The sequence below is a fragment of the Microbispora sp. KK1-11 genome (assembly GCF_006874435.1).
GTDB classification, from domain to species: Bacteria; Actinomycetota; Actinomycetes; order Streptosporangiales; family Streptosporangiaceae; genus Microbispora; species Microbispora catharanthi.
On record NZ_VIRJ01000011.1, the window covers coordinates 173,099 to 199,090 of the forward strand.

Genomic DNA, 25,992 nt, shown 5'->3' on the forward strand with positions numbered 1-25,992 from the left:
GTCCCTCCCCGGCTCCGAGAAAGCGAACGAATGTCCCGTGCCACCCGACGCCGCATCGGCCCGACGGCCGGGGGCGCGCTCCTGCTGGTCCTCGCCGGACTGCTGGTCCTCGCCGTGCTGCTCAGCCTCGCGGCAGGCAGCCGCCAGATCGCGCCGAGTGTGGTGGTGGACGCCCTGATACACGGTGGGGTGCACGGCGGCGGCAGCGACGACGCCCAGGTCGTACGGTCGTTGCGGGTGCCTCGCACCCTGATCGGGGTGATGGTCGGCGTCGCCCTCGCCGTGGCCGGCACGGTCATGCAGGGCATCACCCGTAACCCCATCGCCGAGCCCGGCATCCTGGGAGTCAGCCAGGGCGCCTCGGTGGGCGTGGTGTGCGCGATCGCGTTCCTCGGAGTGCACTCGCTGAGCGGTTATGTGTGGTTCGCCTTCGCGGGCGCGGGGATCGCGGCGGTCGCGGTCTACGTCATCGCCAGCGGCGGGCGCGGCGGCGCCACCCCGGTCAAGCTCGCCCTGGCCGGCACCGCGATGAACGCCCTGCTCGCCTCCGTGGTCTCCGGCATCACGACGACCGACGCCGAGGCCCTGGACGAGTTCCGGTTCTGGCATGTCGGCTCGATCAGCGGCCGTAGCGCTGAGATCGCCGGTCAGACCTGGCCGTTCCTCCTCGCGGGGCTGCTGCTGGTCGCCGCGATGGCCCGGGGACTCGACGCGCTCGCGCTCGGGGAGGACGTGGCCAAGGGGCTCGGCCACAACGTTCCCCTGCTGCGGATCCTCGGAGGCCTCGGCGCCACCGTCCTGACCGGCGTCGCGGTCGCCGCCGCCGGTCCGATCGCCTTCACCGGCCTGGCCGTCCCGCACATCGCGCGGGCTCTCGTGGGCACCGATCACCGCTGGGTCCTTCCCGCGGCGGCCCTGCTCGGTCCCGTGATGCTCCTGGTCGCGGACGTCCTCGGCCGCATCGTCTTCCCGCCCTCGGAGGTGCCGGTGGCCGTCATGACCGCGCTGCTCGGCGTGCCGTTCCTGATCGCACTGGTGCGCAGGAAGGCGGTGGTGGCGGCGTGACGATGCCCGAAAGCCCCACGCGCCCCACGGGCTTTTCCGTCCTGCGCGCGGGGCGGGGCAGCTTCCTGCTGCACCGCAGGGCGACCCTCGTGGCCATCCTGCTGGGCGCGGTGCTCGCGGTGACCGCCGTCGTCTATCTGTGCGTCGGTGAGTCCTTCGTCGGTCCCGGGGAGGTCGTCCGCGTGCTCGCGGGGCAGCCGAGCCCCGACGAGTTCGTGGTCGGCACCCTGCGGATGCCCCGCCTCGTGGTCGGGCTGCTCGCCGGCGCCGCCTTCGGCGTCGCAGGATCGTTCATCCAGACCGTGGCCCGCAACCCGCTCGCCAGTCCGGACGTGATCGGTGTGACACAGGGCGCAGGCGCGGCGACCGTCGCCGCGATGACCTTCGGCGTCACCGCGCACAGCACCCTGCCGTACGTCTCGATCCTCGGCGGCCTGGCCGCCGCTTCGCTGGTCTACGTCTTCGCCTGGCGCAGGGGACTGCACGCCGCCCGCTTCGTGCTCATCGGCATCGGCATCTCGGTGGCCCTCGGCTCCCTGACACAGCTGCTCCTCACCAAGGGCGACTACCTGGTGGCCCAGCAGGCCAAGGTCTGGCTCACCGGATCGCTCAACGGCCGCGGCTACGACCACGCCGCACCGCTCGCCTCGGTCCTGCTCGTGCTGACGCCGGCGCTGTTCTGGGCGGCCCGGGCCCAGCGCACGGTGTCGTTCGACGACGACACGGCGACCGCTCTCGGCGTACGGCTCGGCCGGGTCCGCCTGTGCCTGACCGTCCTCGGCGTCGTCCTGGCGTCGATGGCGACGGCCGCGGCAGGCCCGGTCGACTTCGTCGCGCTGCTCGCTCCGCAGATCGCCCGCCGCCTCACCCGCACCGCGCACATCCCCCTGGTCGGCTCCGCGCTGACCGGCGCCCTGATCGTGACCGTCGCGGATCTGCTGGCCCGCAGGCTGTTCTCGCCGATCGAGCTGCCGGTCGGCGTGTTCACCGCGGCGGTGGGCGCCCCGTATCTGATGTGGCTGATCGTCCGCACTCGCAGCCGTTCCGGAGGCACCGCATGACCGGCAACCGCCTGAGGGCCGAAGGGCTCGTGCTCACGTACGAGGACCGCACGGTCGTGGACGGCCTCGACCTGGAGATCCCGGACGGGCGGGTCACCGTCATCATCGGGCCCAATGCGTGCGGCAAGTCCACCCTCCTGCGCGCGTTGGGCCGGCTGCTCAAGCCGCGGCGCGGCTCGGTCCTGCTGGACGGCACCGAGCTGGCCCGCATCCCCACCAGACGAGTCGCCCAGGAGATCGGGCTGCTGCCGCAGACCCCGGTGCCGCCGGAGGGGATCACGGTCTCCGAACTGGTGACCCGCGGGCGGCAGCCACACCACAAGTGGTGGCAGCAGTGGACGGAGGCGGACGAGAAGGCCGTCGGCGAGGCGATGGACCGCACCGCGACCGGCGATCTCGCGGAGCGGCCGGTCGACGAGCTGTCCGGCGGCCAGCGGCAGCGGGCCTGGATCGCGATGGCCCTCGCCCAGGACACCGGCCTCCTGCTGCTCGACGAGCCGACGACCTACCTCGACATCGCGCACCAGGTCGAGGTGCTCGACCTGGTCAGGCAGCTCAACCGCGAGCGCGGCCGGACCGTCGTCGTCGTCCTGCACGACCTCAACCAGGCCGCCCGCTACGCCGACCACCTCATCGCCATGAAGGCGGGACGCATCGTCGCCCAGGGCGCACCGAGCGACATCATCACCGCCGATCTGGTCCAGGAGGTCTTCGGACTGACGTCGGTCGTCGTGCCGGACCCGGTCACGGGCGGCCCGCTGGTCGTTCCGGGCGCGCCCTGGCAGCGCGGATAGGTCCCTGTGATCTCAGGGTTGAGGGCTCGGGGTTTTCTCAGGGTTCCTCGTGGAACGTGATGTCCATGGCCGTCCGTTGAACCGGATGACGAAAGGAGCCGATCGATGTACCGATCGAGACAGCACAAGATCATCGCTGGCGTCTGCGGAGGGATCGCGGACCGGTACGGCATGTCGCCGACGGTCGTGCGGGTGCTGTTCCTGCTGTCCTGCATTCTGCCCGGTCCGCAGTTCGTGGCCTACCTCATCATGTGGGTGCTGTTCCCCAAGGCCCCGGCCGCCTCCGCCCCGGGCTACGACTACTCGTACGGGCGCAGGTAGACGCCACGCATCGCGCGGGCCCGTTTATGCTCACATCAGGAGAGGTGAGCGATGATGCGGCAACGGCCCCTGACGCTGGTCCAGGACGACCTGGTCGACTACGAGAAGGCCATGGAGCGCATGGCCGCGCTCGTCGAGGAACGGCAGGACGACGCGCGGCCCGACACGTTGTGGCTGCTCAGCCACCCGCCGGTCTTCACGGTCGGCAAGCGGACTCTGGAGACCCACCTGCCCGACCCGTCGGCCGGCATCCCCGTGGTGCCGACCGGCCGCGGCGGCCAGCTCACCTATCACGGGCCCGGGCAGCTCGTCGGCTATCTCATCGTGAAGCTGCGGGCCGGCGAGGGCGTGGTCGACTACATCCGCGAGGTCGAGCTGCGGCTGGTCGAGGCGCTGGGCAGGCTCGGTGTCCCGGCCGAGCGGCGCGACACCCCGCCCGGGTCGGAGCTGCTCACGGGCGTGTGGACCCGGGACACCGGGCGGAAGATCGTCTCGATCGGCATGCGGTCGAGCCGGTCGGTCACCAGCCACGGCTTCGCGCTCAACGTGGACGGCGACCTCACGCCGTGGGACCTCGCGGTCCCCTGCGGGATGCCCGACGTGGAGATGACCTCGATCGCCCACGAGCTCGGGCGGGCCTCCATGGAGGAGACCCGCCGAGTCGTCGCGGAGGCGTTCGAGGCCTCGGGAGTTCCTGGCTCGTGAGTTTCTAGGGGGTCAGGCGACGGGCTCGGGCTCGCCGACACCGTCGCCGACGTCGTCGACGGTGCGGCGGGGCCCGGCGAACCAGTGCTTGGCCGACAGGTGCCACCACAGGGCGATGCCGACGAGCACGGCGCCCACGGCGATGGGGGCGTAGTTCACCGACGTCCAGGCGAAGTCCTTGTTGCCCGGGACGCCCGCGGGGGCGATGGGCAGGATGAAGTAGATCGAGATGATCGCGATCTCGATCACGGCGATCCAGGACAGCGCCTTGTACTTGCGTCCAAGGGTCCACGGCCCGGGCTGGAAGGAGTCCCCGGCGCGCAGGCGCAGCCAGATCGGGATGAGAAACGCGAGGTAGAGCCCGATCACCGCGATGGACACCACGGCGAGGAACGCCACGGGGGTCGTCGTGCCCTCGGGCGCGTAGAGCGCGGGCAGCGTGATCAGCAGCGCGCCCCCGCAACCGCCGATGATCGCGTTGACCGGCGTGCGGTTGCGGTCGACCTTCGACCACAGCCGCCAGCCCGGCACCGCGCCGTCGCGGGAGAACGCGTACGTCATCCGCGACATCGAGGTCACGCAGCTCATGCCGCAGAAGAACTGCCCGACCGTGGAGATGCCGAAGATGACGGTGGCGAGGGTGGACGACAGCGACGAGGTGAAGATGGCCCCGACGAAGCCGCCCTCGGCGTCGACGGCGCCCACGTTCGTGGCCGCGAACAGGAACGACAGCAGCAGGATCCAGCCGCCGATCGCGGAGTAGAAGATCGACTGCCACAGGCCCTTGGCCGCGGTGCGGGCCGCGCCGTGGGTCTCCTCCGACACGTGGGCGCAGGCGTCGAAGCCGGTGATCGTGTACTGCGTGAGCAGGAAGCCCAGCGGCAGCACGTACAGCCAGAACGCCGGGCCCGAGTCGCCGTCGCCGAAACCGGAGTGGTTGAACGTCTCGAACAGGAAGCCCACGCTCTGGTGCTTCGACGGGCCGAAGATCAGGATCAGCACGACGGCCGCCGCGCCGAACACGTGCCACCACACCGAGACGTTCTGCAGCAGTGAGATCAGGCGGTGGCTGAAGATGTTGATCAACGCGTGCAGCACCAGGACGATCGCGAACAGCAGGAACGTCTGCTGCAGCGCGTTGCCGTTCGCCCAGGAGTCGCTGAACCGGCCGATCGTGATGTTCAGGAACGTCGCGCAGCCGTAGTCGACCGACGCGGTCACCGCGATCAGGCCGATCAGATTGAGCCAGCCGGTGAACCAGCCGTGGACCGGCCCGCCCAGCTTCGCGGCCCACCAGTAGATGCCGCCCGCCGTCGGGTACGCGGAGACCAGCTCCGCCATGCAGAACCCGATGATCAGGATGAACGCCGAGATCAGCGGCCAGCCGACCGAGATCGCAAGGGGCCCGCCGTTGTTCCACGCCTGGCTGAAGGTGGTGAAACACCCGGCCAGGATCGAGATGATGGAGAAGGAGATCGCGAAGTTGGAGAACCCGCTCCAGGTGCGGGCCAGTTCCTGCTTGTAGCCGAGTTCCGCTAGTCGTTTGGCGTCGTCGTCGAGGGCTTGCGCCACTGAGGCCTCCTCTAACCGGTGCGGAGTTTCCGGACGCCGTCGAGCAGGCGTCCGAAGCGTGGATCCCCGAGGTCGCGTACGGCTTGGGCGAACTTGTCGGCGGCCTCGGCGGAGTAGTCGAATCCGGGCAGGGCCCCATCGCGGACCAGCCCCTTGTGGATGACGAACCAGAGCGTCCAGGTGAGGTTGGACATGATCAGGTTGAGTCGCACCCGGGGGACGTGCTCGTCGTCGCCGAAATAGGCCCGCGTGAGCCGTACGACCTGGTCGGGGTCGAAGTCGGACTCGGCGGCGACGTCCCCCAGCTCGAAACAGGGGTCGTTGTTGCCGGAGAGCTGGTAGTCGACGATCCGGACGCCGTCGCGGGTCGCGATCAGGTTCTCCGCCAGCAGGTCGTTGTGGCAGGGAACCGTGGGAAGCGGGCGCCGGGCCAGCGCCTCCTCGATGCCGATCACGGCCGGCAGCACGTCCTCGTACCCGGCGGGGAGGGCCAGGCCGTGGGCGCGGCAGCGCGCCACATACTCGCGGAGCTTGTCGAAGATCGAGAAGTCGTTGCCGAAGCGGGGGCCGGCGTGCAGGCGGCGGCAGGCGTCCGCCACCTCCTCGATCCGCGCGGCCACGGCCGGAGCGTCGAGGGTGACCCCCTCGACGTACTCCAGGAGGAGGACGCCCGGCAGCACGTGGACGACGCGGGGACCGATCCCGGACGACGCCGCGGCGACCGTGTTGGCGATCTCCCGGTCGAGCGGGATGCCGAGTCCGGTCTCGGCGATGCGCGGGTCGAGCACCCGCAGGAGCCAGCGGTCGCCGTCCTCGCTGTCGACCCTGGCGATGTGGTGGCTGAGCCCGCCCTTGATCGTCGTGAAGGTCAGCGGCCGGCCGGCCCAGGCCGTGACGAGATCCATTGCGTCTGCGACGGGATCTGGCATGCCCGGCTCCTTTTGGTCTACCTTCAGACCATTGATCCGATTGTCTGGGCCGGGTGTTACAGGACGGTACCGATGTCGCAACTTCCCGCAGACGCCCGCGCCGTCGTCATCGGCGGCGGAGTGGCCGGATGCAGCGTCGCCTATCACCTCGCCCGGCTCGGCTGGACCGGCGTGATCCTGGTCGAGCGGCACGACCTCACCGAGGGCACGACCTGGCACTCCGCCGGCTTCGTCGGCCAGCTCAGGTCCACCGTCACGCAGACCCGGATGATCATGTACTCGGCCGGTCTCTACCCGGAGTTGCGCGAGCTGACCGGGCTCGATCCTGGCTGGCACGGCGTGGGCGGCCTGCGCCTGGCCACCACCCCCGAGCGCATGGAGGAACTGCTGCGCCAGGCCGGAGCCGCAGAGACGTACGGGCTCGACCTGGAGGTGCTCGACCCCCGGGGCACGCTCGACCGGCTGCCGCTGCTCGAGGTGGGCGACGTCCTCGGGTCGCTGTGGCTGCCCGGGGACGGGTGGCTCGACCCGGCCCGGCTCGGTCACGCCCTGGCGGAGGGCGCCCGCAGGCTCGGCGTACGGATCTTCACCGGAGTGGAGGTCACCGGCATCGACGTCCACGACGGCCGCGTGACCGCCGTACGGGTGCACGGTGGGGACGGCGAGCACGTCGTGCGCACGGAGACCGTCGTCAACGCGGCGGGGGCGGCGGCCGGGGTGGTCGGCCGGATGGCCGGGGCCGACATCCCGATCGTGCCGATCAAGCACCAGTACGTGGTGACCCCGGCGTCCGGCGTCCCGGCGGACACGCCGACCGTCCGGGACCCGGACAACATCGTGTACTTCCGCGAGGAGGACGGCGGCATCCTCGTGGGCGGCTACATCAGGAGCCCGCAGGTCTGGGACACCGCCCGGCCGCTGTCCGAACCCCGCACCCTCTTCACGCCCGACATGCCGAAGTTCCGCGAGTCGTGGGACTCGGCGGTCCGGCGGGTGCCGTCACTGAAGCCGGTCGGGGACGGCGACGACCCGGCGGCGTTCCGCAAGGTCGTGCACGGACCCGAGGCGTTCACGCCCGACGGGGAGTTCCTGCTTGGGGAGACCGCGGTCGCCGGGCTCTGGGTGGCGGCCGGCTTCTGCGTGCACGGCCTGGCCGCCGCCGGCGGTGTGGGCAAGGTCATGGCGGAGTGGATCGTCGAGGGCGCTCCGGAGTACGACGTCTTCGGCATGGACGTCCGCCGCTTCGGCGGGCACGCCCGATCCGCGCGCTGGGCCCGCGCCAGGGCCCTGGACTCCTACAGCACGTACTACGACATCGTCTATCCCGGTGAGGAGCGCACCGCCGCCCGGCCACTGCGCCGTTCGCCCGCCTGGGTGCGGCACGAGGCGCTGGGCGCGTCCTTCGGCGAGAAGGCCGGCTGGGAGCGGGTCAACTGGTATCCGCCCACCGCGGATGAGGACGTGGCACGGCCGAGGGGCTGGGCGGGCCGGGTCTGGTCTCCGGCGATTCGCGAGGAGTGCCTGGCGACGCGGGACGCCGCAGGGCTGTTCGACCAGACGTCCTTCGCCAAGCTGGAAATATCCGGATCCGTCGCTGACCTGGAACGGCTCGCGGGCAACACGCTGGACCGGCCGGTCGGCTCGGTCGTCTACACCCAGTTGCTCGACCGGCGCGGCGGCATCGAGGCGGACGTGACCGTGACCCGGCTGGCGGAGGACCGGTTCCGCCTCGTCACCGGCACCGCGTTCGGGGTCCACGACGCCGCGCTGCTGCGCCGTCACGGGCTCGCGGTCGCCGACGTCACCTCCGCCTACGCGTGCTACTGCCTGTGGGGGCCTCGCGCGTACGAGATTCTGGCGTCGCTGACCGACGACGATCTGACCTTCGGCTATCTGCGGGCCGCCGAGATCAGCGTGGGGCACGTCCCTGTGCTCGCCCAGCGGGTCACGTTCGTGGGCGAGTTCGGCTGGGAGCTCTACTGCCCGTCCGAGTACGGGCTGACGTTGTGGGACTCCCTCCTGGAGGCGGGCCTGCCGCACGGCATGCGGCCGGCGGGCTACCGCGCGCTCGACTCGCTGCGGCTGGAGAAGGGCTACCGCGTCTGGGGCCTCGACGTCACGCCCGAGACCACCCCGCTGGAGGCCGGGCTCGGCTTCGCCGTACGGCCGGAGCGCCGGGCCGCCCTGCCACGTCCCCGTACGGCGCTGCGCTGCCTGGTGCTCGACGACGAGCGTGACGTCTGCCTGGGCGGCGAGCCCGTCCGGCTGGACGGCCGTCCGGTCTCCCGCGTGACCAGCGGCGGCTTCGGCCACCGGGTCGGCCGCTCGATCGCGTACGCCTACCTGCCCGTGGAGGTGGAGATCGGCGGCAGGGTGGAGATCGGCGTCAACGGCCGCCGCGTGGGCGCCGCCGTCACCCGTGAGCCGCTCTACGACCCGGACGGCTCCCGCGTCAAGGCCGAGCCCTGGGCGGCGGCCGGTAGGTGACCGGTCACGGGGGCAGTTCGCCGCGGGTGGGCAGGCCCTGCCAGGAGCTGTGGCTGGCGACCGCGAAGGCGGCCACCGAGATGCCGCGCTTGAGGCGGTCCGCCGGGTGCAGCCCGTCGAGGATCGCGCTGAGGTAGCCCGCGACGAACGCGCCGCCGACCTCGGAGGGGTCGACCGCGGTCACGGGGGCGGCCTGGGTGTCGTAGCGCAGGCCCTCGATGGTGGCGCTGGCTCCCTTGGCGCCCCTGGTCACGACCAGTTCGGGCGTGGACGCGAGCACGGGCTCCACGAGCATGAGCTCGTCCTGGGTCGCGAAGAGCACGTCGGCCGAGGCGGCGAGTTCCGTGAGCCCCTGCCGGGCCTCCTCCGCGCTCTCCCACAGGTTCGCGCGGTGGTTGACGTCCACGGAGACGAGCACACCGGCGTCCCTCGCGATTTTGACGGCATGGTGGACGGCGCTCCACGCGAGGCCGCTCAGCCCGAGGGTGACGCCGGTGACGTGCAGGATCCGCGCCGACTGGACCGCCTCACCGGGCACGTCGCCGGTCGACAGGTGCGATCCGGCCGAGCCCTCCCGGTAGTGGACGGCGTGCGAAGAACGGCCGATGCGCCGCTGGCGGAGGATCAGCCCGGTCGCCGCCGTCTCGTCCACGCGTACGTTGGAGACGTCCACGCCTTCCCCGCGCAGCACGGTCAGCGTGCGCATGCCCAGTTCGTCGGCGCTGACCCGGCCCAGCCAGCTCACCGTGTGGCCGAGCCGGGCCAGGCCGACCGCCGTCGTCAGCTCGGGCCCCTCCACGTCGAGGCGGATGGTCATGTCATGCCGGAGCCGGTCGCCGGAGACGACGCCCAATGCCTCTCCGAGCGTGAAAACCTGGGTCATGCCGTAAGTCCGCGGGATCGCACCCGGAAAGCATGACAGAGCCTGATCCGCCCGGGAAAGTCCTCGCTCAGGCGCCGAACGCGTCCACGGCGGCCTGGCAGAAGGCCTTCAGGTCGTCCGGCTTCCGGCTGGTCACCAGAGTGTTCGGGCCACTCGTGCAGACCATGACCTCCTGGTCCACCCAGGTCGCCCCCGCGTTGCGCAGGTCGGTCTGGAGGCTTGGCCACGAGGTCAGCGTGCGCCCGCGCACCACGTCGGCCTCCACGAGGGTCCACGGCGCGTGGCAGATCGCCGCGACCGGCTTGCCCGCGTCGAAGAACTCCTTGACGAACCGTACGGCCTCCGGCCGCATCCGCAGGAAGTCGGGGTTGGCGACCCCGCCGGGGAGGACCAGCCCGTCGAATTCGGCGGCGGAGACCTCCCCGGCCACGGCGTCCACAGGGAAGGTGCCGGCCTTGTCGAGATGGTTGAACGCCTGGATCTGCCCGCGCTCCACCGAGACCAGCCTCGGCGTGCCGCCCGCCTGCTGGACGGCCTTCCACGGCTCGGTGAGCTCGACCTGCTCGACCCCTTCGGGGGCGACGAGGAATGCGATGGTCTTGCCCTGGATCATCGTGCTCCCCTTTCTTCGCGTTTTTGCTCCTTCTTGACGTCGCGTGCCCCGCTGACCGCGATCTATGCCGTTCGCTGGGTAGGGGAGGAACATGCCCGTGCTGGTGGGGACATCTGGGTGGCAGTACGCCGACTGGCGTGACCTCGTCTACGGCGGCGTACCCCAGCGACTGTGGCTGGAGAGCTACGGCGAGATCTTCGCCACGGTCGAGAACAACAACGCCTTCTATCGGCTGCCGAAGCGGGAGACGTTCGAGTCGTGGCGGGAGCGCACGCCGCCCGACTTCGTCATGGCGGTCAAGGCCAGCCGCTTCCTGACGCATATCAAGCGGTTGAAGGACCCGGAGGAGCCGGTCGAGCGGTTGATGGGCGTGGCCGAGGGCCTCGGCCCCAAGCTGGGCCCCATCCTGCTGCAACTGCCGCCGACCCTGCAGGTGGACGCCGGGCGGCTGCGGGCCTGCCTGGCCCGTTTTCCGCGTGCCGTACGGGTCGCGGTCGAGCCGCGGCACGCCTCGTGGTGGACCGACGAGATCCGCGCCCTGCTGACCGAGTTCGGGGCCGCGTTGTGCTGGGCGGACCGGCTCGGCCGGCCGGCCGGCCCCCTGTGGCGTACGGCCGACTGGGTCTACCTGCGCTTCCACGAGGGAGGGGCGGAACCCTGGCCCAACTACGGCCGGCGTGCGCTGCGCAGTTGGGTGGACCGCCTGGGGGACGTGCCGGACGCCTACGTCTACTTCAACAACGACCCCGGTGGCGCGGCCGTACGCAACGCGATCGCCTTCGCGGAGCTGGCGTGCGCGCAGGGGCGGGACGTCAGCAGGGCCCGGCTTCCCGAGCGGACCCCCGAGCCCGTCCGGTCGTGACCGGACGGGCGAGTGTCACCCCCGACATGACGGATCAGGCGCGGCGGTCGTCGGCCGCGTGACGCCCGCCCGCCACCAGCTGGTCGGGGGACGACTGCTGGGCGGGTACGGAGAGGCGGTTGTGCGGCGCGGTGGGCCGCTCGGCGCGCTCGGCCCGGTCGTCGACGCCGTCGCGATCCCTGTCGACCTTCGGATACTGCTTGGTGACGGGCTCGGCGGCCGGGGTGGACGTCGAGGTCGTCGAGGTGGTCGAGGTCGTCGTGTTCGTCTCCAGACGGCGCTCCAGGTCGCGCTTCTCGGCCTCCAGGCGGGACACGCGGTCCCGCTCCGCGAGGCGCGCCTCACGCGCCCGGCGGCGCTTCACTGCGGCACGGCGCATGCCGGCCGTGATGAGCAGCAGGCCGACGACGAACACGGCGGCGGTCACGACGCCGGCGATGAACAGCTCGAACGGACTGAGGTTGAACGTGCGGTCCAGGACCGTGATCGGCAAGGTGTTCGCGGTGTCGTTGACCGACACCTCGATGACGGCCGCCGCCGCGATCAGGATCAGAAGCAGGCCCAATAAGACCATCTGCCCTCACTCCCAAATACTGGTTGCTGTGCGGTTGCGATTCGTGGACGCTTCTCCGACTGCCCGCACAGACGCGGATCATGTGCGCCGGGTCACAGCAGGGCCAAGGCAAAGAATGCGCGTTAACACCGTGTTCACAAACGGGCAAAAGCTACGAAATCCCAGAACGGCAATCTCGAGCGTGGCGGACGAACGCCAGGCCGCCTCGTTCGAAAGGGATCGACGTGACCTACAAGGCCGAGTACATCTGGATCGACGGCACGGAGCCGACCGCGAAGCTCCGTTCCAAGACCAAGGTCCTTGCCGACGGCGCCGAGCCGCCGCTGTGGGGCTTCGACGGGTCCAGCACCAACCAGGCCACCGGTCACTCCTCCGACTTGGTGCTCAAGCCGGTGTTCACCTGCCCCGACCCGATCCGCGGCGGTGACAACGTGCTGGTCCTGTGCGAGGTCCTGCACACCGACATGACCCCGCACGCCAGCAACACCCGCGCCCCGCTCGCCGGGGTGGCCGAGCGGTTCGCCGAGCAGGACTCGTGGTTCGGCATCGAGCAGGAGTACACCTTCTTCAAGGAGGGCCGCCCGCTCGGCTTCCCGCTGGGCGGCTTCCCCGCCCCGCAGGGCGGCTACTACTGCGGGGTCGGCGCCGACGAGGTGTTCGGCCGTGACATCGTCGAGCTGCACCTCGACCGCTGCCTGGCCGCCGGCCTCAAGATCTCCGGCATCAACGCCGAGGTCATGCCCGGCCAGTGGGAGTTCCAGGTGGGGCCGGCGGGTCCGCTGGAGGTCGGCGACCACATGTGGGTCGCCCGCTGGCTGCTCTACCGCACCGCGGAGGAGTTCGACGTCGCCGCCACGCTCGACCCCAAGCCGGTGAAGGGCGACTGGAACGGCGCGGGCGCGCACACCAACTTCTCCACCAGGGCGATGCGTGAGGGCTACGACCCGATCATCACCGCGTGCGAGGCCCTGGCCGACAACGCCATGGAGCACGTCAAGAACTACGGCCACGGCATCGAGGACCGCCTCACCGGCCACCACGAGACCGCCCCGTGGGACAAGTTCAGCTACGGCGTCTCCGACCGCGGCGCCTCGGTCCGCATCCCGTGGCAGGTCGAGGTGGACAAGAAGGGCTACATCGAGGACCGGCGCCCCAACGCCAACGTCGACCCCTACGTCGTCACCCGCCTGATGGTCGACACCTGCTGCACCGCTCTGGAGAAGGCCGGCCAGGTCTGATCAGCTCCACGAGGAACCGACCCGGTTCCCCCATCTCCGTACGGCTCCCGCGCCCCCCGGCGCGGGAGCCGTACGCGTTTACGGTGGCTGTGCGGCGACGGCTGTGCCACAGCCGGCACCAGGAGGAGGACGGCTGCGATCACGACGCGGCGGGCCCGCGACGGTCGGTGAAGTGCCCCGCACGCTGCGCGGCTCGTACGCGACGGCGCGGCCGGCCTCACGTGGTGGTACGGCCGAAGTGTCCTAAGTTGACAATGATTTTCATTTGCGAGACATTTGAAAGGGATGTTTCCCCTGATGCACCGACTGATGCACTGACTTTGATATGCCGACTTGAGGATTCGTCGTGCTCTCGCCGCTCGCCCGTACGTTGTCGTCCGTCGCCCTGCTCGTGCTGTTCGCCGCCGGTTGTGGCGGCGCGGACAAGCCCCCCTCCTCTTCCGATCCGGCCCAGCCGCTGAAGGTGGTGGCGACCACCACACAGGTGGCCGACTTCGCCCGCAACGTCGGCGGCGACCGGGTCAGCGTCCACCAGTTGCTCAAGCCGAACGTCGATCCCCACGACTACGAGCCGTCCCCGGCGGACATGCAGGCCATCGCCGAGGCCGACGTGCTCGTCAAGAACGGCGTGGGCCTGGAGAAATGGCTGGACGAGACGATCTCGGCCGCCGGTTTCGACGGGCCCGTGGTCGACGCCTCCCAGGGCGTACCGATCCGCGACGGCGATCCGCACATCTGGCACAACCCGCTGAACGTCAAGACGATGGCCGCCACGATCGAGAAGGCGTTCGCCGCCGCCGATCCGGATGACGCCGCGGCCTACCAGGCCAACCGGACGGCGTACGACGCGAAGCTGGACACACTCGACGGCGAGATCGCGAAGAAGATCGAGTCGATCCCCGCCGACCGGCGCAAGCTCGTGACCAACCACGACGCCTTCGGCTACTACCTCGACCGTTACAAGCTGACGTTCGTCGGATCGATCATCCCGAGCTTCGACACCTCGGCCGAGTTGTCCGCCAAGCAGGTGTCCGACCTCGTCGCCAAGATCAAGACGACCGGGGTGGCCGCGATCTTCTCGGAGGCGTCGCTGCCGCCCAAGACGGCCGAGGCGATCGGCCGCGAGGCCGGGGTGACGGTCGTGGCCGGAGAGGACGCGCTGTACGGCGACTCGCTCGGCCCCGAAGGGTCGGCCGGTGCGACCTACCTGCAGATGGAGGAGCACAATACCGACACCATCGTCAACGCGTTGAGGGGGACCGCCGCATGAGTGAGCGCGCGCCGACCCTGGTGCTCGACCGGGCGAGCGTGGCCTACGGCGACGTCCCGGTTCTGGAAGAACTCGACGGCGTCGTCCACGAGGGCGAGGCCGTGGCGCTGATCGGCCCGAACGGCGCCGGCAAGTCCACGTTCATCAAGGCGCTGCTCGGCCTGGTGCCGGTCGTGCGCGGCCGGATCGAGGTGCTGGGCCGACCCCCGGCGCAGGCCCGCCGCGACGTCGCCTACGTGCCGCAGGCCGACACGCTCGACCCGGACTTCCCGGTGTCGGTCGAGCAGGTGGTGATGATGGGCCGCTACCGGCGGATCGGCTGGCTGCGCCGCCCCTCCGCCGCCGACCGGGCCGAGGTGGCCGACGCCCTGGAGCAGGTCGGGCTGGCCGCGCGGGCCCGCGACCGGTTCGGGACGCTGTCGGGCGGGCAGCGCCAGCGGGTGCTGCTGGCCAGGGCCATCGCCGCCAAGCCGCGGATGCTGCTGCTCGACGAGCCGTTCAACGGCGTGGACGCGGTCAGCCAGCACGCGTTGCTGGAGGCGATCGGCTCGCTGAAGGCACAGGGCGCCTCCGTCGTCGTCAGCACCCACGACCTCGCCATCGCGCACCTCGCCTGCGACGAGGTGTGCCTGCTCAACCGGCACCAGTTCGGCTTCGGCCCGACCGGCGACGTGCTGACGCCCGAGCGGCTGCGCGCGACGTACGGCGGGCACGCGCTCGAACTGCGCGGCGACCGCGTGATCGTGACCCAGACATGATCCTCTTCGAACCCTTCCACCTGCCGTTCATGGCCCGCGCGCTGGTCGAACTGGTCCTTCTCGGCGCGCTCGCGGGCACGGTCGGCGTGCTGGTGCTGCTGCGCCGGCTCGCCTTCGTCAGCGACACCCTGACGCACACCGTCTTTCCCGGCGTGGTCATCGGCCATCTCATGGCCGGAGACGGCGGCATCTTCTGGGGCGCGCTGGCCGCCGGGGTCGTCACGGCCGTCCTGCTCACGCTGCTCACCCAGCGCCGCCGGGTGAGCGAGGACGCCGCGCTCGCCATGCTGCTGACCACGCTGTTCGCGGTCGGCGTGGTGCTGGTGTCGCGGCAGACCGGCTTCACCGCCGATCTCACCGCGTTCCTGTTCGGACGGGTGCTGACGGTCACCGAGGCGCAGCTCGCGCAGACCGCCGTCGTGACGGTCGTGGTCGTGGCGTTGCTGGCGGCGCTGCGGCGGCCGCTGCTGCTGCGCGCCTTCGACCCCGAGGGCGCCCAGGCGGCCGGGGTGCGCGTCGGGCTGCTCGACCTCGTGCTGAACGTCGCGGTCGCGCTGGTCGTCGTGGCCGCCGTCAAGGCGGTCGGCACGGTTCTCGTGATCGCGCTGCTCATCGTGCCGGCCGCGGCGGCGCGCAGCCTGTCGGACCGGCTCGCGGTCATCGTGCCACTGGCCTGCCTCGTCGGCGCGGCCGCCGGGTGGCTCGGACTCGTCGTGAGCTACGAGGCGTCGGTCGGATACGGCATCAGGCTCGCCTCCGGCGCGACCGTGGTGCTCGTCCTGGTGGCGATGTACGGCCTGGCCCACGCCGCCGCGTTGGTCCGCAGGAAGGCGGGCCTGAGCCGCGCCCGCCGCCGGTCGGTCCTGGAGGCGGCGTGAACTGGCTCGACTCCACCGTCCACCGGGCCCTCGTCGAGGCCGTCCTGGTCGGCGCGCTGGGAGGGGCGGTCGGGGTCTTCGTGATCGCCCGGCGGCTGCCGTTCTTCACGATGGCCCTCACGCACGCGACGTTCCCCGGCATCGTCGTCGCCGCCCTGCTCGGGGTGAACCTCTACCTCGGCGGCGGGCTGTTCGGGCTGCTGGTGGTCGCCGCCGTCCTCGTGTTCGGCCGGGGCCGGGGGCAGGATTTCACCACGGCCACCGGCATCGCGCTGTCGGGCGGCTTCGCGCTCGGCGTCGTGCTGGTTTCGGCCCAGGACGGCTTCACCAAGGACCTGGCGGCCTACACGGTGGGCGACGTCCTCGCCGTCGGCACGGGCGACCTGGTGGCGACCACCGCCGTCGCCGCGGGCGTGCTGCTCCTGCTCGCCCTGGTGGGCAAGGAACTGCTGCTCGCGGCGTTCGACCCGGTGGGGGCGGCGGCGCTCGGGCTGCCCACCGTGCTGCTGGACTTCGCGCTGCTCGCGGTCGTCGAGGTGACCGTCGTCGCCACCGTGCCGGCGCTGGGGACGATCCTCGCCGTGGCGCTGATCGTGGGCCCGGCCGCGACCGCCCGCCTGCTCACCGACAGGCTCGCGCCGCTGTTCCCGCTCGCCGCCGCGATCGGGGTCGCGTGCGCCCTTGCGGGCGTATGGGTCTCCACGCGGTGGAACGTCGCGACCGGGGCCTCCATCGCCCTGTTCGTGGGCCTGGTGTTCGGGGCGGTCTTCCTCGGCACCGCCGTACGCGGCCGGGTCAGGCGAGCCGCGGCCGTCAGGGCTTGAGCAGCACCTTGACGGCGCCGTCCTCCTTCTTCTGGAAGATCTCGTAGCCGTGCGGGGCCTGGTCGAGCGGCAGGCGGTGGGTCGCCAGGTCCTCGACCCCCAGGGGATCGCCGTCGCCCGTCAGGAGCGGCATGAGATCGTCCACCCACCGCTTGACGTGGGCCTGGCCCATCCTGAGCGTGATGCCCTTGTCGAACATCTGCAGCATGGGCATGGGGTCGGTCATCCCGCCGTACACACCGCTGATCGAGATCGTGCCGCCGCGGCGTACGGTCTCGATGGCGTCCTGCAGGGCGGCGAGCCGGTCGAGGCCGGCGCGGGTCATCATGGCGGCGGCGGCCTTGTCGGGCAGCATCCCGGTGACCGTCTGGGCGAGCTTGGCCACGGTGTAGCCGTGCGCCTCCATGCCGACGGCGTCGATGACCGAGTCGGTGCCCCGGCCTCCGGTCATCGACCGGATCGCCTCGGGCACGTCGTCGGTCTCGTTTCCGTCGATCACCTCGATGCCGTGCCGCCGGGCCATCTCCAGGCGTTCGGGGACGATGTCCACGCCGATCACCCGGTAGCCGCGGTGGCGCGCGATGCGGGCGGACATCTGCCCGATCGGGCCGAGGCCGAAGACGGTGACGCTGCCGCCGTCGGGCACCTCGGCCCACTCGACGGCCTGCCAGGAGGTGGGCAGCACGTCGGAGAGGTAGACGAACCTCTCGTCCGGCGGCCCGTCCGGCACCTTGATCGGCCCGAAGTGCGCCTGCGGGACGCGCAGGTATTGCGCCTGGCCGCCGGGCACCTCGCCGTACAGCTTGGTGTAGCCGAAGAGCGCCGCGCCGGTGTCGTACTCGCGGACCTGGGTGGTCTCACACTGGGCGTACAACGCGCGGTCGCACATGTAGCAGTGGCCGCACGAGATGTTGAACGGGATCACGACGCGGTCGCCGGGGGAGATGTGGGTGACCTCCGCGCCGACCTCCTCGACGATGCCCATCGGCTCGTGGCCGAGGATGTCGCCCTCGCCGATGAACGGGCCGAGCACCTCGTAGAGGTGCAGGTCGGAGCCGCAGATCGCGGTCGTGGTGACCCGGATGATCGCGTCGGTGGTTTCCTTGATGGCCGGGTCGGGGACCTCCTCCACCCGTACGTCGCGCTTGCCGTGCCAGGTAACTGCCTTCATGGTTTCCCCGTATGCCCTGCTTCTGGCGGGAGAAACGGTGTCCCTCTCTGTCAGAGGTGCAGCACGCTGCCCTGGTCGTCCACCTGGTCGGCGTTGTCGTCGTCGAACCACACGCCGCCCGTCGCGAGGTAGCGGAACCGGTGTGCGCCGGGCGGGAGGATCACCGACACGGTACGGGTGCCGTTCCTGCGCCGCAGCAGTTCGTGGCGGCCGGGCAGCCAGTCGTTGAAGTCGCCTACCACGCTGACCGTCCCCGAGGGCTCGTCAACGGGCAGGGCGAAGGTGACTCGGGTCTTCTGCCCGAACAGCCTGGTGCGCTTGAGCATGCCGCATAGCCTGGCGTATCACGCCTAAAGGAAGAAACAAGTACACACAGGACGTAACACAATATTCACGGCTTTTTCAGAGCGCTTGCCCGACCCCGCAGAGGAACCACGTGGGCAGGTGCCGGCGGGCCTGCCGGGCGAGCAGGTTCTCGTCGTCGGGCCGCCAGTCGTCGAGCGGGACGAGGCCGGGTTCGATGAGCTGGAAGCCGTCGAACAGCTCGTGGATCTGCTCGCGGCTCCGCAGCGTGACACCGGTGCTGGCCTGCCGGTAGACGGCCGCCCCCTCGCGGGCGTCGCCGGCCCGTTCCTCGTCGGTGACGTGCGACAGCACGAGGTGGCTTCCCGGGGCGACGGACTCCCTGAGGCGGGCCACGAGCTCGGTCGGCTTGTCGTCGTCGGAGAGGAAGTGCACCACGGCCACGAGCAGGATCGCGACCGGCTCCGCGAGGTCGATCAGCGACCGCAGCTCCGGATCGGCCATGATCTCCTCGGGGCGCCGCAGGTCCCCCTGCACGGTGACGGTGGCGGCGGCGGTGCCCGACAGCAGGGCCCGGGAGTGCGCGAGCACGACCGGGTCGTTGTCCACGTACGCCACCCGGACACCGGGGTCCATCTCGTGCGCCACCTCGTGAACGCTGCCCTCGGTCGGCAGCCCGGTGCCGATGTCCACGAACTGCCGGATCCCGGCCTCGGTCACCAGATGGCGTACGGCCCGGCGCAGGAAGGCGCGGTTGCGGCGGGCGAGCGTGGGGGCCTCGGGCGCGACCTGCATGACCCGCTCGGCGGCTTCCCGGTCGGCCGCGAAATTGTCCTTTCCGCCGAGAAAGTAGTTGTACATGCGCGCGGGATTGGGGACGCGCGCATCGATACCGGGTGGCGGCGCGTCATCAGCCACGCAACATCTCCTCACTCACGGTAGTAAAGAGGACTTGGTGCGAGCATAAGGGCCGCCGGGGGAAAACCCAACGAAGAACGCCATAACTCTGTGACTCCATCTATCGGCCTACAACGACCTAGGACCATCGCCCGATGTGGGGGCGTGGCTCGGAGATCTATAACGGGACGCATGCACGCCATTCGACTTCACGCCTTCGGTCCCGCCGAGAATCTCGTCTACGAGGAGGTCGAGGATCCCGAGCCGGGGCCCGGCCAGGTCCGCGTGGCCGTACGGGCGGCGGGGGTGCACCTCGTCGACACCACGTTGCGGGCCGGGAAGTACGCCGGCGGCCCGATCCCCGTCCCCGACCTGCCCACGATCCCCGGCCGGGAGGTCGCCGGGGTCGTCGACGCCGTGGGCCCAGGGGCCGATCCCGGCCTGGTCGGCAGGCGGGTCGTGACCCACCTCGGCATGGCTCCCGGCGGCTACGCCGAACTGGCCGTACGGGACGCTTCGGCGATCCACGAGATCCCGGACGGCCTGGGGTACGGCGAGGCGGTGGCGATGATCGGCACCGGCCGGACGACCATGGGCATCCTCGACGTCGCGGAGATCCGGGCGGACGACGTCGTGCTCGTGACGGCGGCGGCCGGAGGCATCGGCAACCTGCTCGTGCAGGCGGCGGTGCGCGCCGGCGCGACGGTCGTCGGGCTCGCCGGCGGCGGGGCGAAGGTGAGCCGGGTGCTCGCGCTGGGCGCGCACCACGCCGTGGACTACGCCGTGCCCGGCTGGCCCGACGAGGTGAGGGCGATCCTCGGCGACCGGGAGGTCACGCTGGCGCTCGACGGCGTCGGCGGGGACCTCGGGCGCGCGACCCTGGAGTTGCTCGGCGTCGGCGGCAGGATCGTGCTGTTCGGCTGGGCGGACGCGCAGGGCGGCCCGACCGCGCTGACCACGGAGGACCTGTACGCGCGCGGCATCACCGCGGCGGTGGCGGTCGGCCCGCGGGTGCTGAAGCGGCCGGGCGGCCTGCGGGGCCTGGAGGAGCGGGCGCTGGCGGCCGCGGGGTCGGGCGCGCTGGTCCCGCTGGTGCAGAGCTTCCCGCTCAAGGACGCCGCCGCCGCGCATGCCGCGCTGGAGACCCGCGCGACCACGGGCAAGGTGGTGCTCGTTCCCTGAGCGACGAACCCTAAGCCACCAGGACGGGGTGGGGGAGCACCGAGTTGTGGCAGTAGCCGAGGTCGTTCCAGGGGGTGGCCTCGGGCTGGGAGCGGCCGTGCTCGTCGGTGGCCCGCACGCGCACGACGTGCGCGCCCGGGGTGGGATCCCAGGGGAACCGCCAGCGGGTCCAGACGCCCGCGAGGTCCGGCCCGTCGAGGGCGGCAGGCCGCCAGGGGCCGTCGTCGATCCGGTAGTCGACGGCGGCGACGCGGTCCTCCCCGGCGTACGCCCGGCCGCGGATCGTCTGCGGGCCTGGACGCAGCCGCCCCGGCCAGGGCAGCTCGACCAGGCTCGCGACCGGCGTGGAGGTGATCGGCACGGAGGGCCGGCCGGGGGCGACGATCACGTAGTCCTCGGTGTTCCACGGAACGGACAGTTGCCGGTCGGACACCTCGATCCGGCCCACCCACTTGATGCTCGCGGCGCCGAGCCAGCCGGAGACCACCACGCGGGCGGGGAAGCCGTGGTCGGGCGGCAGGATCTCGCCGTTCATGGCGAGCGCGAGCAGGGTGTCGGGGGCCAGGGCCTTGGCGAGGGGCATCGGGCGGCGCCCGCGCGCCTCGTCGAGCCCCTCGGGCATGACCTCGACGGCGGCGTCCGTCAGGCCCGCGGGTTCGAGCAGGTCGCGCAGCGGGATCCCGGTCCACTCGGCGGTCCCGATCGCGCCGCGGCCCCACTGCACCCCGCCGAAGCGGTGGCCGTGCTCGGCGCCGAAGAGAGCCCGCCGGTTGCCCGCGCACTCCAGGGTGCGGACGACGGACACGAGCGGGAACCGGCGCCACAGATCGTCGTAGGTGTAGCGGACGGTGCGGCGCACACCGCCGCCCTCGACGCGCAGCGTCCAGGTTCTCGCGTCGAGACGGGGGGTCGGGGCGTGGTTGCGGACGAAGAATCGGTCGAGGGGCGTGAGCAGGCCCGGCAGGCGGTCGGGCCGGGTGCCGTAGTCGAGGCCGGTGCCCGCGTCCTCCATGAGGGCGGCGACGACCGGCTTCACCACCGCCGTGCGGATGTCGCGTGTCGTACGCATCGGCCCTTCCCTTCCGGACCGACGCGGTGACGGCCGTCAGCCCAGGTCGTGGCTCGCCCTCTGGGCCTGACGCTGCGCCCAGGACGCGAGGCGCGACCAGCGCCTGGCCGCGACCAGGCGGCTGGCGACGCGTGCGTTGTCGGCCTCGCGGTGCAACTGGGTGACGCGCTCGGTGGCCAGGGAGTAGTCGTAGAACATCATTACCGTCCAGGTCGCCGTTGTAACTGTCTTAAATTTCTTTGGCAGTTACAAAGGTACGGCAAAGGGGTGTGACTGGTCAAGCTCGTTTAAACGGTCACAGCCCTGGCCCGCTGGGCGTCGTACGCGATGACCACGGTGTCGAGCAGGCCGGGGAAGAGGGCGTCGAGGTCCTCACGGCGCAGTGAGCTCATCTTCGCGGTCCCCCGGTAGACCTGCCTGATCACGCCCGCCTCGCGGAGCACCCGGAAGTGATGGGTGCTCGTCGACTTGCTGACCGCGAGGTCGATCGCCGAGCAGGAGGACTCGCCGGCGGCGGCCAGGAAGCGCACCACCTGGAGGCGTGCGGGGTCGGACAGCGCGTGCAGCACGTCCTCCAGCCGGATCTCGGACCGGTCCGGATGGTCGAGCGTCCGGGGCTGAGGGGTCATCGGGCCTCCCCTTGTACGAAGGTCTTCGTAGTTTGACAGATGCCGTACTACGGCAGCTATCGTACAAGGGTCCAGATGAGAAGAGGAGCACGGCGTGAGCGCGTTGTTCGAGCCCCTGACCCTGCGGAACCTGACCATTCCCAACCGCGCCTGGATGTCGCCGATGTGCCAGTACAGCGCGGCTGTGGAGGGGCCGGAGCAGGGCGTGCCCACCGACTGGCATCTCACCCACCTCGGGTCCCGGGCGGTGGGCGGGGCCGGGCTGATCGTGGTCGAGGCCACCGCCGTGTCCCCCGAGGGCCGGATCAGCCCCGCCGACCTCGGGCTGTGGAACGAGCGCCAACAAGCCCAGTTCGGCCGCATCACCCGGTTCCTCACCGAGCACGGCGCGGTGCCCGGCATCCAACTCGCCCACGCGGGGCGCAAGGCGTCCACCGACCGCCCGTGGCGCGGCGGCGCGCCGGTCGGCCCCGATGACCACGGCTGGCGGCCGGTCGCGCCCAGCCCGATCCCGTTCGACGAGGGCCGCCCGGTGCCGGACGAGCTGAGCGAGGCGGACATCCGGCGGCTGGTGGACGGCTTCGCGGCGGCCGCGCGCCGCGCGCTCGCGGCGGGTTTCAAGGTGGTGGAGATCCACGGTGCCCACGGTTACCTGATCCACGAGTTCCTGTCGCCGTTCAGCAACCGGCGCACCGACGCGTACGGCGGGTCCTTCGAGAACCGCGCCCGCTTCGCGCTGGAGGTGGTCGACGCGGTGCGCGCCGAGTGGCCGGACGAGCTGCCGGTGTTCTTCCGGGTCTCGGCCACCGACTGGCTGAGCGAGAACCCCGAGGACCCCCGCGAGGGCTGGACGGCCGACGACACCGTGCGGCTGGCCAAGGAACTGCTCGCCCACGGGGTGGACCTGCTCGACGTCTCGACGGGCGGCAACGCGCCGAAGGCCCGGATCCCCGTGGAGCCGGGATATCAGGTGCCGTTCGCGGCCCGGGTGAAGGCGGAGACCGACCTGCCCACGTCGGCCGTCGGCCTCATCACCGAGCCGCGCCAGGCGGAGGAGATCGTCGCCTCCGGGCGGGCCGACGCGGTCATGCTCGGCCGTGAGCTGCTGCGCAACCCCTACTGGCCGAACCTGGCGGCGCGGGAGCTCGGTGCGCCCGGGCGCAGGCCCGACCAGTACCACCGCGCGGTCTGACCGCGCGCCAGTGGGTAGGGGTGGCCGTATGGCAGAGATCGGTTTCACCCTGATGTGCGAGCAGACGCCCGCGAAGGAGCTGGTGGAGGACGCGGTCACCGCCGAGCGGGTGGGCTTCGACTACGCGGTCATCTCCGACCACTACTTCCCGTGGCTGGAGGAGATGGGCCACTCCCCGTACGCCTGGTCGGTGCTGGGCGCGGCGGCGCAGGCCACCGAGCGGCTGCCGCTGATGACCTACGTGACGTGCCCGATCATGCGCTACCACCCGGCGGTGGTGGCGCAGAAGGCGGCCACGATGGGAGTGCTCAGCGACGGCCGGTTCACGCTCGGCGTGGGCGCGGGCGAGAACCTCAACGAGCACGTGGTCGGGCACGGCTGGCCGCCGGTCAACACCCGGCACGACATGTTCCGCGAGGCCATCGAGGTCATCAAGGAGCTCTTCCAGGGCGGTTACCGCAACTACCGCGGCGAGTACTTCGACATCGACTCGGCCCGCCTGTTCGACCTGCCCGAGCGGCCGGTGCCCATCGCGATCGCCGCGTCCGGCGAGCAGTCGGTGGACATCGCGGGCGAACTCGGCGACGGCCTCGTGGCGATCGACCCGGACGGGGCGCTGGTGGAGAAGTTCGCCGCGTCCGGCGGCGAGGGCAAGCCCGTCTACGGCCAGCTGGCCGTCTGCTACGACCCCGACAAGGACGCCGCGGTCGAGCGGGCGCACCGCCTGTGGCGCTGGTCGGTGGCGGGCTGGAAGGTCATGTCGGAGCTGCCCGCGCCGGTCAACTTCGCCGCCGCGACCGAGACCGTGCGGCCGGAGGACGTGGCGGAGAAGGTGCCCTGCGGCGCGGACGTCGGCGCCGTGGTCGAGGCCGTGCGGCAGTACACCGAGGCCGGCTTCACCCACCTCGCGCTCGTGCAGGTGGGACGGGAGCGCCAGCGGGAGTTCTTCGAGTGGTCGGAGAAGGAGCTCCTCCCCGCCCTGCGTGATCTATAGGCGTGAGATGATCGCCGCCGGCACGCGGATGGGAGGAACGATGCCCGAGCGCACGCAGACGGTGACGGTCGCGGACGGCGGCTTCGACCTGCGCCTGTGGATCCCGGAGCGGGGGAGCGGCCCGGGGCTGCTGCTGATCCCGGAGATCTGGGGCGTGAGCGACTACATCAGGGCGGTCGCCGCCGACCTCGCCGAGCTCGGTTACGTCGTGGGCGTGCCGGACCTGTTCTGGCGGCTGCGCCCCGGCTGGGCGGCGGCGCACGACGAGGAGGGGCTGCGCGCCTCACTGGAGCTGTCGGCGGACCTGGACCCGGAGAAGGCCGCGGACGACTGCGCCGCCGCGCTGGCCGCGCTCACGGCGCGGCCGGAGGTGACGGGCGGGACCGGCGCGCTGGGCTTCTGCCTCGGCGGCTCGCTGGCCTACGCGGTCGCCGCCCGCGCCGAAGGGAGCGACCTGTCGGCCGTGGTGTCCTTCTACGGCTCGGCCGTGCCGGACGCGCCGCAGCTGATGGGCGACATCCGCTGTCCGATCCAGTTCCACTTCGGCGGCCGGGACCCCTACATCCCCCGCGACAGGGTGGCGGTCGTGGAGGAGGCGACGGCCGGACGGCCGAACGCGGAGGTCCACGTCCAGGAGGAGGCCGGCCACGCCTTCCACAACTTCTTCGCGCCGATGTTCCACAACCCGGAGGCGGGCCGTACGGCGTGGGGGCTGGCCATGGACTTCCTGCGCCGTCACCTCCCGGCGGCCTGAGCCTCCCGCCTCCAGGGGAGCGCGGGCAGGCCGCACCGCACCCGCAGGATCATCCAGAAGGCCGGGGCGAGCAGCAGCACGGCGACCAGCACCCAGACGGTCGGGGTGTTGCCGACGCCGAACATCTTGAGCGCCGAGGCGAGCAGCACGAACGCCAGGACGCGGCGGATCAGCCCGCCGGGGGCGCGCGAGGAGATCCGCGAGCCGAGGTAGACGCCGGGGATGGAGCCCACCAGCAGCGCGACCGTGACCGACAGCGTGAACTCGCCGAACAGCAGGTGCCCGAGCGCGGCCGACATGACGAGCGGCACGGCCTGCACCAGGTCGGTCCCGACGAGCTGGTTGGCCTTCAACGCGGGGTAGAGCGCCAGCAGGGCCACGATGATCAAAGAGCCTGAGCCGACCGAGGTGACGCCGACCACCAGTCCGCCGACGGCCCCCACCAGCGCGGTCGGCAGCGGTCGTACGGTGACGGTGGGCATCTCGGTCGCGGCCGGCTCGCCCGGGGCTGCGGTGCGGCGGCCGGTCTCGGGAGTGCGGCCCTCGGCGCGGTCGCGCATCGCGAGGTAGCCGCGTATGGCCAGGCCCCCGGCCGCGATGAGCAGGGCGATGCCGAGGCCCTTCTGGATCACCTCCTGCACGGCCTCGCCCTTGCCCAGGGCGCGGGCGATGAGCACTCCACAGAACGCCGCGGGGATCGAGCCCGCGCACAGCCAGGCGACGAGCCGGAGGTTGACCGTCCCCCGGCGCAGGTGCACGAGGCTGCCCACCGGTTTCATGACGGCGGCGGCGACGAGGTCGCTGGAGACGGCGGCGAGGGGCGGCACGCCGAAGAACGTCACGAGCATGGGCGTCATCAGGGCGCCGCCGCCCATCCCGGTGAGGCCGACGACGACGGCGACCAGGAACGAGCCGATCGCCATGGTGTAGTCGAAATGCACCCGCTAACCCTACCTAACCCATCGGA

At 71.4% G+C, this 25,992-nt stretch carries 28 protein-coding genes; 16 read left to right on the forward strand and 12 right to left on the reverse strand.

Annotated features, from left to right (window positions below; all coding sequences use genetic code 11):
* The first annotated feature begins 30 nt into the window (after nt 1-30).
* From FLW16_RS18160 to lipB, 5 genes are all read left to right on the forward strand, one after another.
* On the forward strand, nt 31-1,065 hold the full coding sequence (locus FLW16_RS18160; RefSeq protein ID WP_142561278.1) for an iron ABC transporter permease: 1,035 nt from the start codon (nt 31-33) through the stop codon (nt 1,063-1,065).
* Nucleotides 1,066-1,067: 2 nt separating this feature from the next.
* The gene (locus tag FLW16_RS18165; protein ID WP_142561362.1) at nt 1,068-2,126 is read left to right on the forward strand and encodes an iron chelate uptake ABC transporter family permease subunit; all 1,059 of its coding nucleotides are present in this window, start codon (nt 1,068-1,070) and stop codon (nt 2,124-2,126) included.
* The gene (locus tag FLW16_RS18170; protein ID WP_142561279.1) at nt 2,123-2,920 is read left to right on the forward strand and encodes an ABC transporter ATP-binding protein; all 798 of its coding nucleotides are present in this window, start codon (nt 2,123-2,125) and stop codon (nt 2,918-2,920) included. The genes FLW16_RS18165 and FLW16_RS18170 overlap by 4 nt, the downstream gene beginning before the upstream one ends.
* Nucleotides 2,921-3,025: 105 nt before the next feature.
* Complete coding sequence (locus tag FLW16_RS18175) at nt 3,026-3,241, forward strand: PspC domain-containing protein (protein ID WP_030510798.1); 216 nt, start codon at nt 3,026-3,028, stop codon at nt 3,239-3,241.
* A gap of 51 nt (nt 3,242-3,292) precedes the next feature.
* Nucleotides 3,293-3,946 carry a lipoyl(octanoyl) transferase LipB gene (gene lipB, locus FLW16_RS18180; protein ID WP_142561280.1) on the forward strand — a complete coding sequence of 218 codons (654 nt, stop codon included), beginning with the start codon at nt 3,293-3,295 and terminating at the stop codon, nt 3,944-3,946.
* 12 nt (nt 3,947-3,958) lie between these two features.
* Here lipB and FLW16_RS18185 read toward each other — a convergent pair whose 3' ends face one another.
* Nucleotides 3,959-5,518 (reverse strand): amino acid permease, encoded by a 1,560-nt coding sequence (locus FLW16_RS18185; RefSeq protein WP_142561281.1) that lies wholly within the window; start codon nt 5,516-5,518, stop codon nt 3,959-3,961.
* A gap of 11 nt (nt 5,519-5,529) precedes the next feature.
* Complete coding sequence (locus FLW16_RS18190) at nt 5,530-6,447, reverse strand: choline kinase family protein (protein WP_142561282.1); 918 nt, start codon at nt 6,445-6,447, stop codon at nt 5,530-5,532.
* Between the two features lie 72 nt (nt 6,448-6,519).
* Between FLW16_RS18190 and FLW16_RS18195 the strand changes: the two genes are divergently transcribed.
* Nucleotides 6,520-8,934 carry an FAD-dependent oxidoreductase gene (locus tag FLW16_RS18195; RefSeq protein WP_142561283.1) on the forward strand — a complete coding sequence of 805 codons (2,415 nt, stop codon included), beginning with the start codon at nt 6,520-6,522 and terminating at the stop codon, nt 8,932-8,934.
* A 4-nt stretch (nt 8,935-8,938) separates the two neighbouring features.
* On the opposite strand, the gene FLW16_RS18200 is transcribed toward FLW16_RS18195, so the two are convergent.
* Nucleotides 8,939-9,817 (reverse strand): sugar kinase, encoded by an 879-nt coding sequence (locus FLW16_RS18200; RefSeq protein WP_142561284.1) that lies wholly within the window; start codon nt 9,815-9,817, stop codon nt 8,939-8,941.
* A 67-nt stretch (nt 9,818-9,884) separates the two neighbouring features.
* On the reverse strand, nt 9,885-10,430 hold the full coding sequence (locus FLW16_RS18205) for a type 1 glutamine amidotransferase domain-containing protein (protein ID WP_142561285.1): 546 nt from the start codon (nt 10,428-10,430) through the stop codon (nt 9,885-9,887).
* A gap of 91 nt (nt 10,431-10,521) precedes the next feature.
* On the opposite strand from FLW16_RS18205, the gene FLW16_RS18210 reads away from it, so the two are divergent.
* Complete coding sequence (locus FLW16_RS18210) at nt 10,522-11,292, forward strand: DUF72 domain-containing protein (protein WP_142561286.1); 771 nt, start codon at nt 10,522-10,524, stop codon at nt 11,290-11,292.
* Nucleotides 11,293-11,326: 34 nt separating this feature from the next.
* On the opposite strand, the gene FLW16_RS18215 is transcribed toward FLW16_RS18210, so the two are convergent.
* On the reverse strand, nt 11,327-11,866 hold the full coding sequence (locus FLW16_RS18215) for a hypothetical protein (protein WP_142561287.1): 540 nt from the start codon (nt 11,864-11,866) through the stop codon (nt 11,327-11,329).
* A 224-nt stretch (nt 11,867-12,090) separates the two neighbouring features.
* Between FLW16_RS18215 and glnII the strand changes: the two genes are divergently transcribed.
* The 5 genes from glnII (at nt 12,091) to FLW16_RS18240 (ending at nt 16,834) form a co-directional block, all read left to right on the forward strand.
* Nucleotides 12,091-13,104, forward strand: a complete 1,014-nt coding sequence (glnII, locus tag FLW16_RS18220) for a glutamine synthetase (RefSeq protein WP_142561288.1) — start codon at nt 12,091-12,093, stop codon at nt 13,102-13,104.
* 346 nt (nt 13,105-13,450) lie between these two features.
* Nucleotides 13,451-14,374 carry a metal ABC transporter substrate-binding protein gene (locus tag FLW16_RS18225; RefSeq protein WP_142561289.1) on the forward strand — a complete coding sequence of 308 codons (924 nt, stop codon included), beginning with the start codon at nt 13,451-13,453 and terminating at the stop codon, nt 14,372-14,374.
* Complete coding sequence (locus FLW16_RS18230; protein ID WP_142561290.1) at nt 14,371-15,132, forward strand: metal ABC transporter ATP-binding protein; 762 nt, start codon at nt 14,371-14,373, stop codon at nt 15,130-15,132. The genes FLW16_RS18225 and FLW16_RS18230 overlap by 4 nt, the downstream gene beginning before the upstream one ends.
* A complete protein-coding gene (locus FLW16_RS18235; RefSeq protein WP_142561291.1) occupies nt 15,129-16,010 on the forward strand; it encodes a metal ABC transporter permease in 882 nt (293 codons plus the stop codon). The genes FLW16_RS18230 and FLW16_RS18235 overlap by 4 nt, the downstream gene beginning before the upstream one ends.
* Complete coding sequence (locus tag FLW16_RS18240) at nt 16,007-16,834, forward strand: metal ABC transporter permease (protein ID WP_142561292.1); 828 nt, start codon at nt 16,007-16,009, stop codon at nt 16,832-16,834. Before FLW16_RS18235 ends, FLW16_RS18240 begins: the two co-directional genes overlap by 4 nt.
* On the opposite strand, the gene FLW16_RS18245 is transcribed toward FLW16_RS18240, so the two are convergent.
* The 3 genes from FLW16_RS18245 to FLW16_RS18255 all read right to left on the reverse strand — a co-directional run bounded on the left by FLW16_RS18245 (nt 16,824) and on the right by FLW16_RS18255 (nt 19,226).
* Entirely contained in the window at nt 16,824-18,005 is a 1,182-nt protein-coding gene (locus tag FLW16_RS18245) for a zinc-dependent alcohol dehydrogenase (RefSeq protein WP_142561293.1), read from the reverse strand. The two genes, FLW16_RS18240 and FLW16_RS18245, sit on opposite strands and share 11 nt — an antisense overlap.
* A 50-nt stretch (nt 18,006-18,055) precedes the next feature.
* The gene (locus FLW16_RS18250) at nt 18,056-18,331 is read right to left on the reverse strand and encodes an isoamylase early set domain-containing protein (RefSeq protein ID WP_142561294.1); all 276 of its coding nucleotides are present in this window, start codon (nt 18,329-18,331) and stop codon (nt 18,056-18,058) included.
* Between the two features lie 76 nt (nt 18,332-18,407).
* Nucleotides 18,408-19,226 (reverse strand): SAM-dependent methyltransferase, encoded by an 819-nt coding sequence (locus FLW16_RS18255; RefSeq protein WP_142561295.1) that lies wholly within the window; start codon nt 19,224-19,226, stop codon nt 18,408-18,410.
* Between the two features lie 171 nt (nt 19,227-19,397).
* Between FLW16_RS18255 and FLW16_RS18260 the strand changes: the two genes are divergently transcribed.
* Entirely contained in the window at nt 19,398-20,387 is a 990-nt protein-coding gene (locus FLW16_RS18260; protein ID WP_142561296.1) for a zinc-binding dehydrogenase, read from the forward strand.
* 10 nt (nt 20,388-20,397) lie between these two features.
* On the opposite strand, the gene FLW16_RS18265 is transcribed toward FLW16_RS18260, so the two are convergent.
* The 3 genes from FLW16_RS18265 to FLW16_RS18270 form a co-directional block, all read right to left on the reverse strand.
* Nucleotides 20,398-21,456 carry a sulfite oxidase gene (locus FLW16_RS18265; protein WP_142561297.1) on the reverse strand — a complete coding sequence of 353 codons (1,059 nt, stop codon included), beginning with the start codon at nt 21,454-21,456 and terminating at the stop codon, nt 20,398-20,400.
* A 36-nt stretch (nt 21,457-21,492) separates the two neighbouring features.
* On the reverse strand, nt 21,493-21,657 hold the full coding sequence (locus tag FLW16_RS43750; protein ID WP_185949479.1) for a hypothetical protein: 165 nt from the start codon (nt 21,655-21,657) through the stop codon (nt 21,493-21,495).
* An 86-nt stretch (nt 21,658-21,743) separates the two neighbouring features.
* A complete protein-coding gene (locus tag FLW16_RS18270) occupies nt 21,744-22,085 on the reverse strand; it encodes a helix-turn-helix transcriptional regulator (protein WP_142561298.1) in 342 nt (113 codons plus the stop codon).
* 94 nt (nt 22,086-22,179) lie between these two features.
* On the opposite strand from FLW16_RS18270, the gene FLW16_RS18275 reads away from it, so the two are divergent.
* Genes FLW16_RS18275 through FLW16_RS18285 form a run of 3 tightly spaced genes read left to right on the forward strand, consistent with a single transcriptional unit; the run spans nt 22,180 to nt 25,025 of the window.
* Nucleotides 22,180-23,277 (forward strand): NADH:flavin oxidoreductase/NADH oxidase, encoded by a 1,098-nt coding sequence (locus FLW16_RS18275; RefSeq protein WP_142561299.1) that lies wholly within the window; start codon nt 22,180-22,182, stop codon nt 23,275-23,277.
* Between the two features lie 28 nt (nt 23,278-23,305).
* Nucleotides 23,306-24,271 (forward strand): LLM class F420-dependent oxidoreductase, encoded by a 966-nt coding sequence (locus tag FLW16_RS18280; RefSeq protein WP_142561300.1) that lies wholly within the window; start codon nt 23,306-23,308, stop codon nt 24,269-24,271.
* Between the two features lie 40 nt (nt 24,272-24,311).
* On the forward strand, nt 24,312-25,025 hold the full coding sequence (locus FLW16_RS18285) for a dienelactone hydrolase family protein (protein ID WP_142561301.1): 714 nt from the start codon (nt 24,312-24,314) through the stop codon (nt 25,023-25,025).
* Here FLW16_RS18285 and FLW16_RS18290 read toward each other — a convergent pair.
* Entirely contained in the window at nt 25,007-25,948 is a 942-nt protein-coding gene (locus FLW16_RS18290; RefSeq protein ID WP_142561363.1) for a sulfite exporter TauE/SafE family protein, read from the reverse strand. The genes FLW16_RS18285 and FLW16_RS18290 overlap by 19 nt on opposite strands.
* Nucleotides 25,949-25,992: the final 44 nt, after the last annotated feature.

Bases quoted from the DNA above. Each gene is read 5' to 3' on its own strand.
- FLW16_RS18170 (WP_142561279.1), top strand. From the start codon at position 2,123: ATGACCGGCAACCGCCTGAGGGCCGAAGGGCTCGTGCTCACGTACGAG.
- FLW16_RS18260 (WP_142561296.1), top strand. From the start codon at position 19,398: ATGCACGCCATTCGACTTCACGCCTTCGGTCCCGCCGAGAATCTCGTC.
- FLW16_RS43750 (WP_185949479.1), bottom strand. From the start codon at position 21,657: ATGATGTTCTACGACTACTCCCTGGCCACCGAGCGCGTCACCCAGTTG.
- FLW16_RS18270 (WP_142561298.1), bottom strand. From the start codon at position 22,085: ATGACCCCTCAGCCCCGGACGCTCGACCATCCGGACCGGTCCGAGATC.
- FLW16_RS18235 (WP_142561291.1), top strand. From the start codon at position 15,129: ATGATCCTCTTCGAACCCTTCCACCTGCCGTTCATGGCCCGCGCGCTG.
- FLW16_RS18195 (WP_142561283.1), top strand. From the start codon at position 6,520: ATGTCGCAACTTCCCGCAGACGCCCGCGCCGTCGTCATCGGCGGCGGA.
- FLW16_RS18175 (WP_030510798.1), top strand. From the start codon at position 3,026: ATGTACCGATCGAGACAGCACAAGATCATCGCTGGCGTCTGCGGAGGG.
- FLW16_RS18230 (WP_142561290.1), top strand. From the start codon at position 14,371: ATGAGTGAGCGCGCGCCGACCCTGGTGCTCGACCGGGCGAGCGTGGCC.
- FLW16_RS18245 (WP_142561293.1), bottom strand. From the start codon at position 18,005: ATGAAGGCAGTTACCTGGCACGGCAAGCGCGACGTACGGGTGGAGGAG.
- FLW16_RS18215 (WP_142561287.1), bottom strand. From the start codon at position 11,866: ATGGTCTTATTGGGCCTGCTTCTGATCCTGATCGCGGCGGCGGCCGTC.
- FLW16_RS18290 (WP_142561363.1), bottom strand. From the start codon at position 25,948: ATGGCGATCGGCTCGTTCCTGGTCGCCGTCGTCGTCGGCCTCACCGGG.
- FLW16_RS18285 (WP_142561301.1), top strand. From the start codon at position 24,312: ATGCCCGAGCGCACGCAGACGGTGACGGTCGCGGACGGCGGCTTCGAC.
- FLW16_RS18265 (WP_142561297.1), bottom strand. From the start codon at position 21,456: ATGCGTACGACACGCGACATCCGCACGGCGGTGGTGAAGCCGGTCGTC.
- FLW16_RS18210 (WP_142561286.1), top strand. From the start codon at position 10,522: ATGCCCGTGCTGGTGGGGACATCTGGGTGGCAGTACGCCGACTGGCGT.
- lipB (WP_142561280.1), top strand. From the start codon at position 3,293: ATGATGCGGCAACGGCCCCTGACGCTGGTCCAGGACGACCTGGTCGAC.
- FLW16_RS18160 (WP_142561278.1), top strand. From the start codon at position 31: ATGTCCCGTGCCACCCGACGCCGCATCGGCCCGACGGCCGGGGGCGCG.
- FLW16_RS18190 (WP_142561282.1), bottom strand. From the start codon at position 6,447: ATGCCAGATCCCGTCGCAGACGCAATGGATCTCGTCACGGCCTGGGCC.
- FLW16_RS18165 (WP_142561362.1), top strand. From the start codon at position 1,068: ATGCCCGAAAGCCCCACGCGCCCCACGGGCTTTTCCGTCCTGCGCGCG.
- FLW16_RS18250 (WP_142561294.1), bottom strand. From the start codon at position 18,331: ATGCTCAAGCGCACCAGGCTGTTCGGGCAGAAGACCCGAGTCACCTTC.
- FLW16_RS18200 (WP_142561284.1), bottom strand. From the start codon at position 9,817: ATGACCCAGGTTTTCACGCTCGGAGAGGCATTGGGCGTCGTCTCCGGC.
- FLW16_RS18280 (WP_142561300.1), top strand. From the start codon at position 23,306: ATGGCAGAGATCGGTTTCACCCTGATGTGCGAGCAGACGCCCGCGAAG.
- FLW16_RS18205 (WP_142561285.1), bottom strand. From the start codon at position 10,430: ATGATCCAGGGCAAGACCATCGCATTCCTCGTCGCCCCCGAAGGGGTC.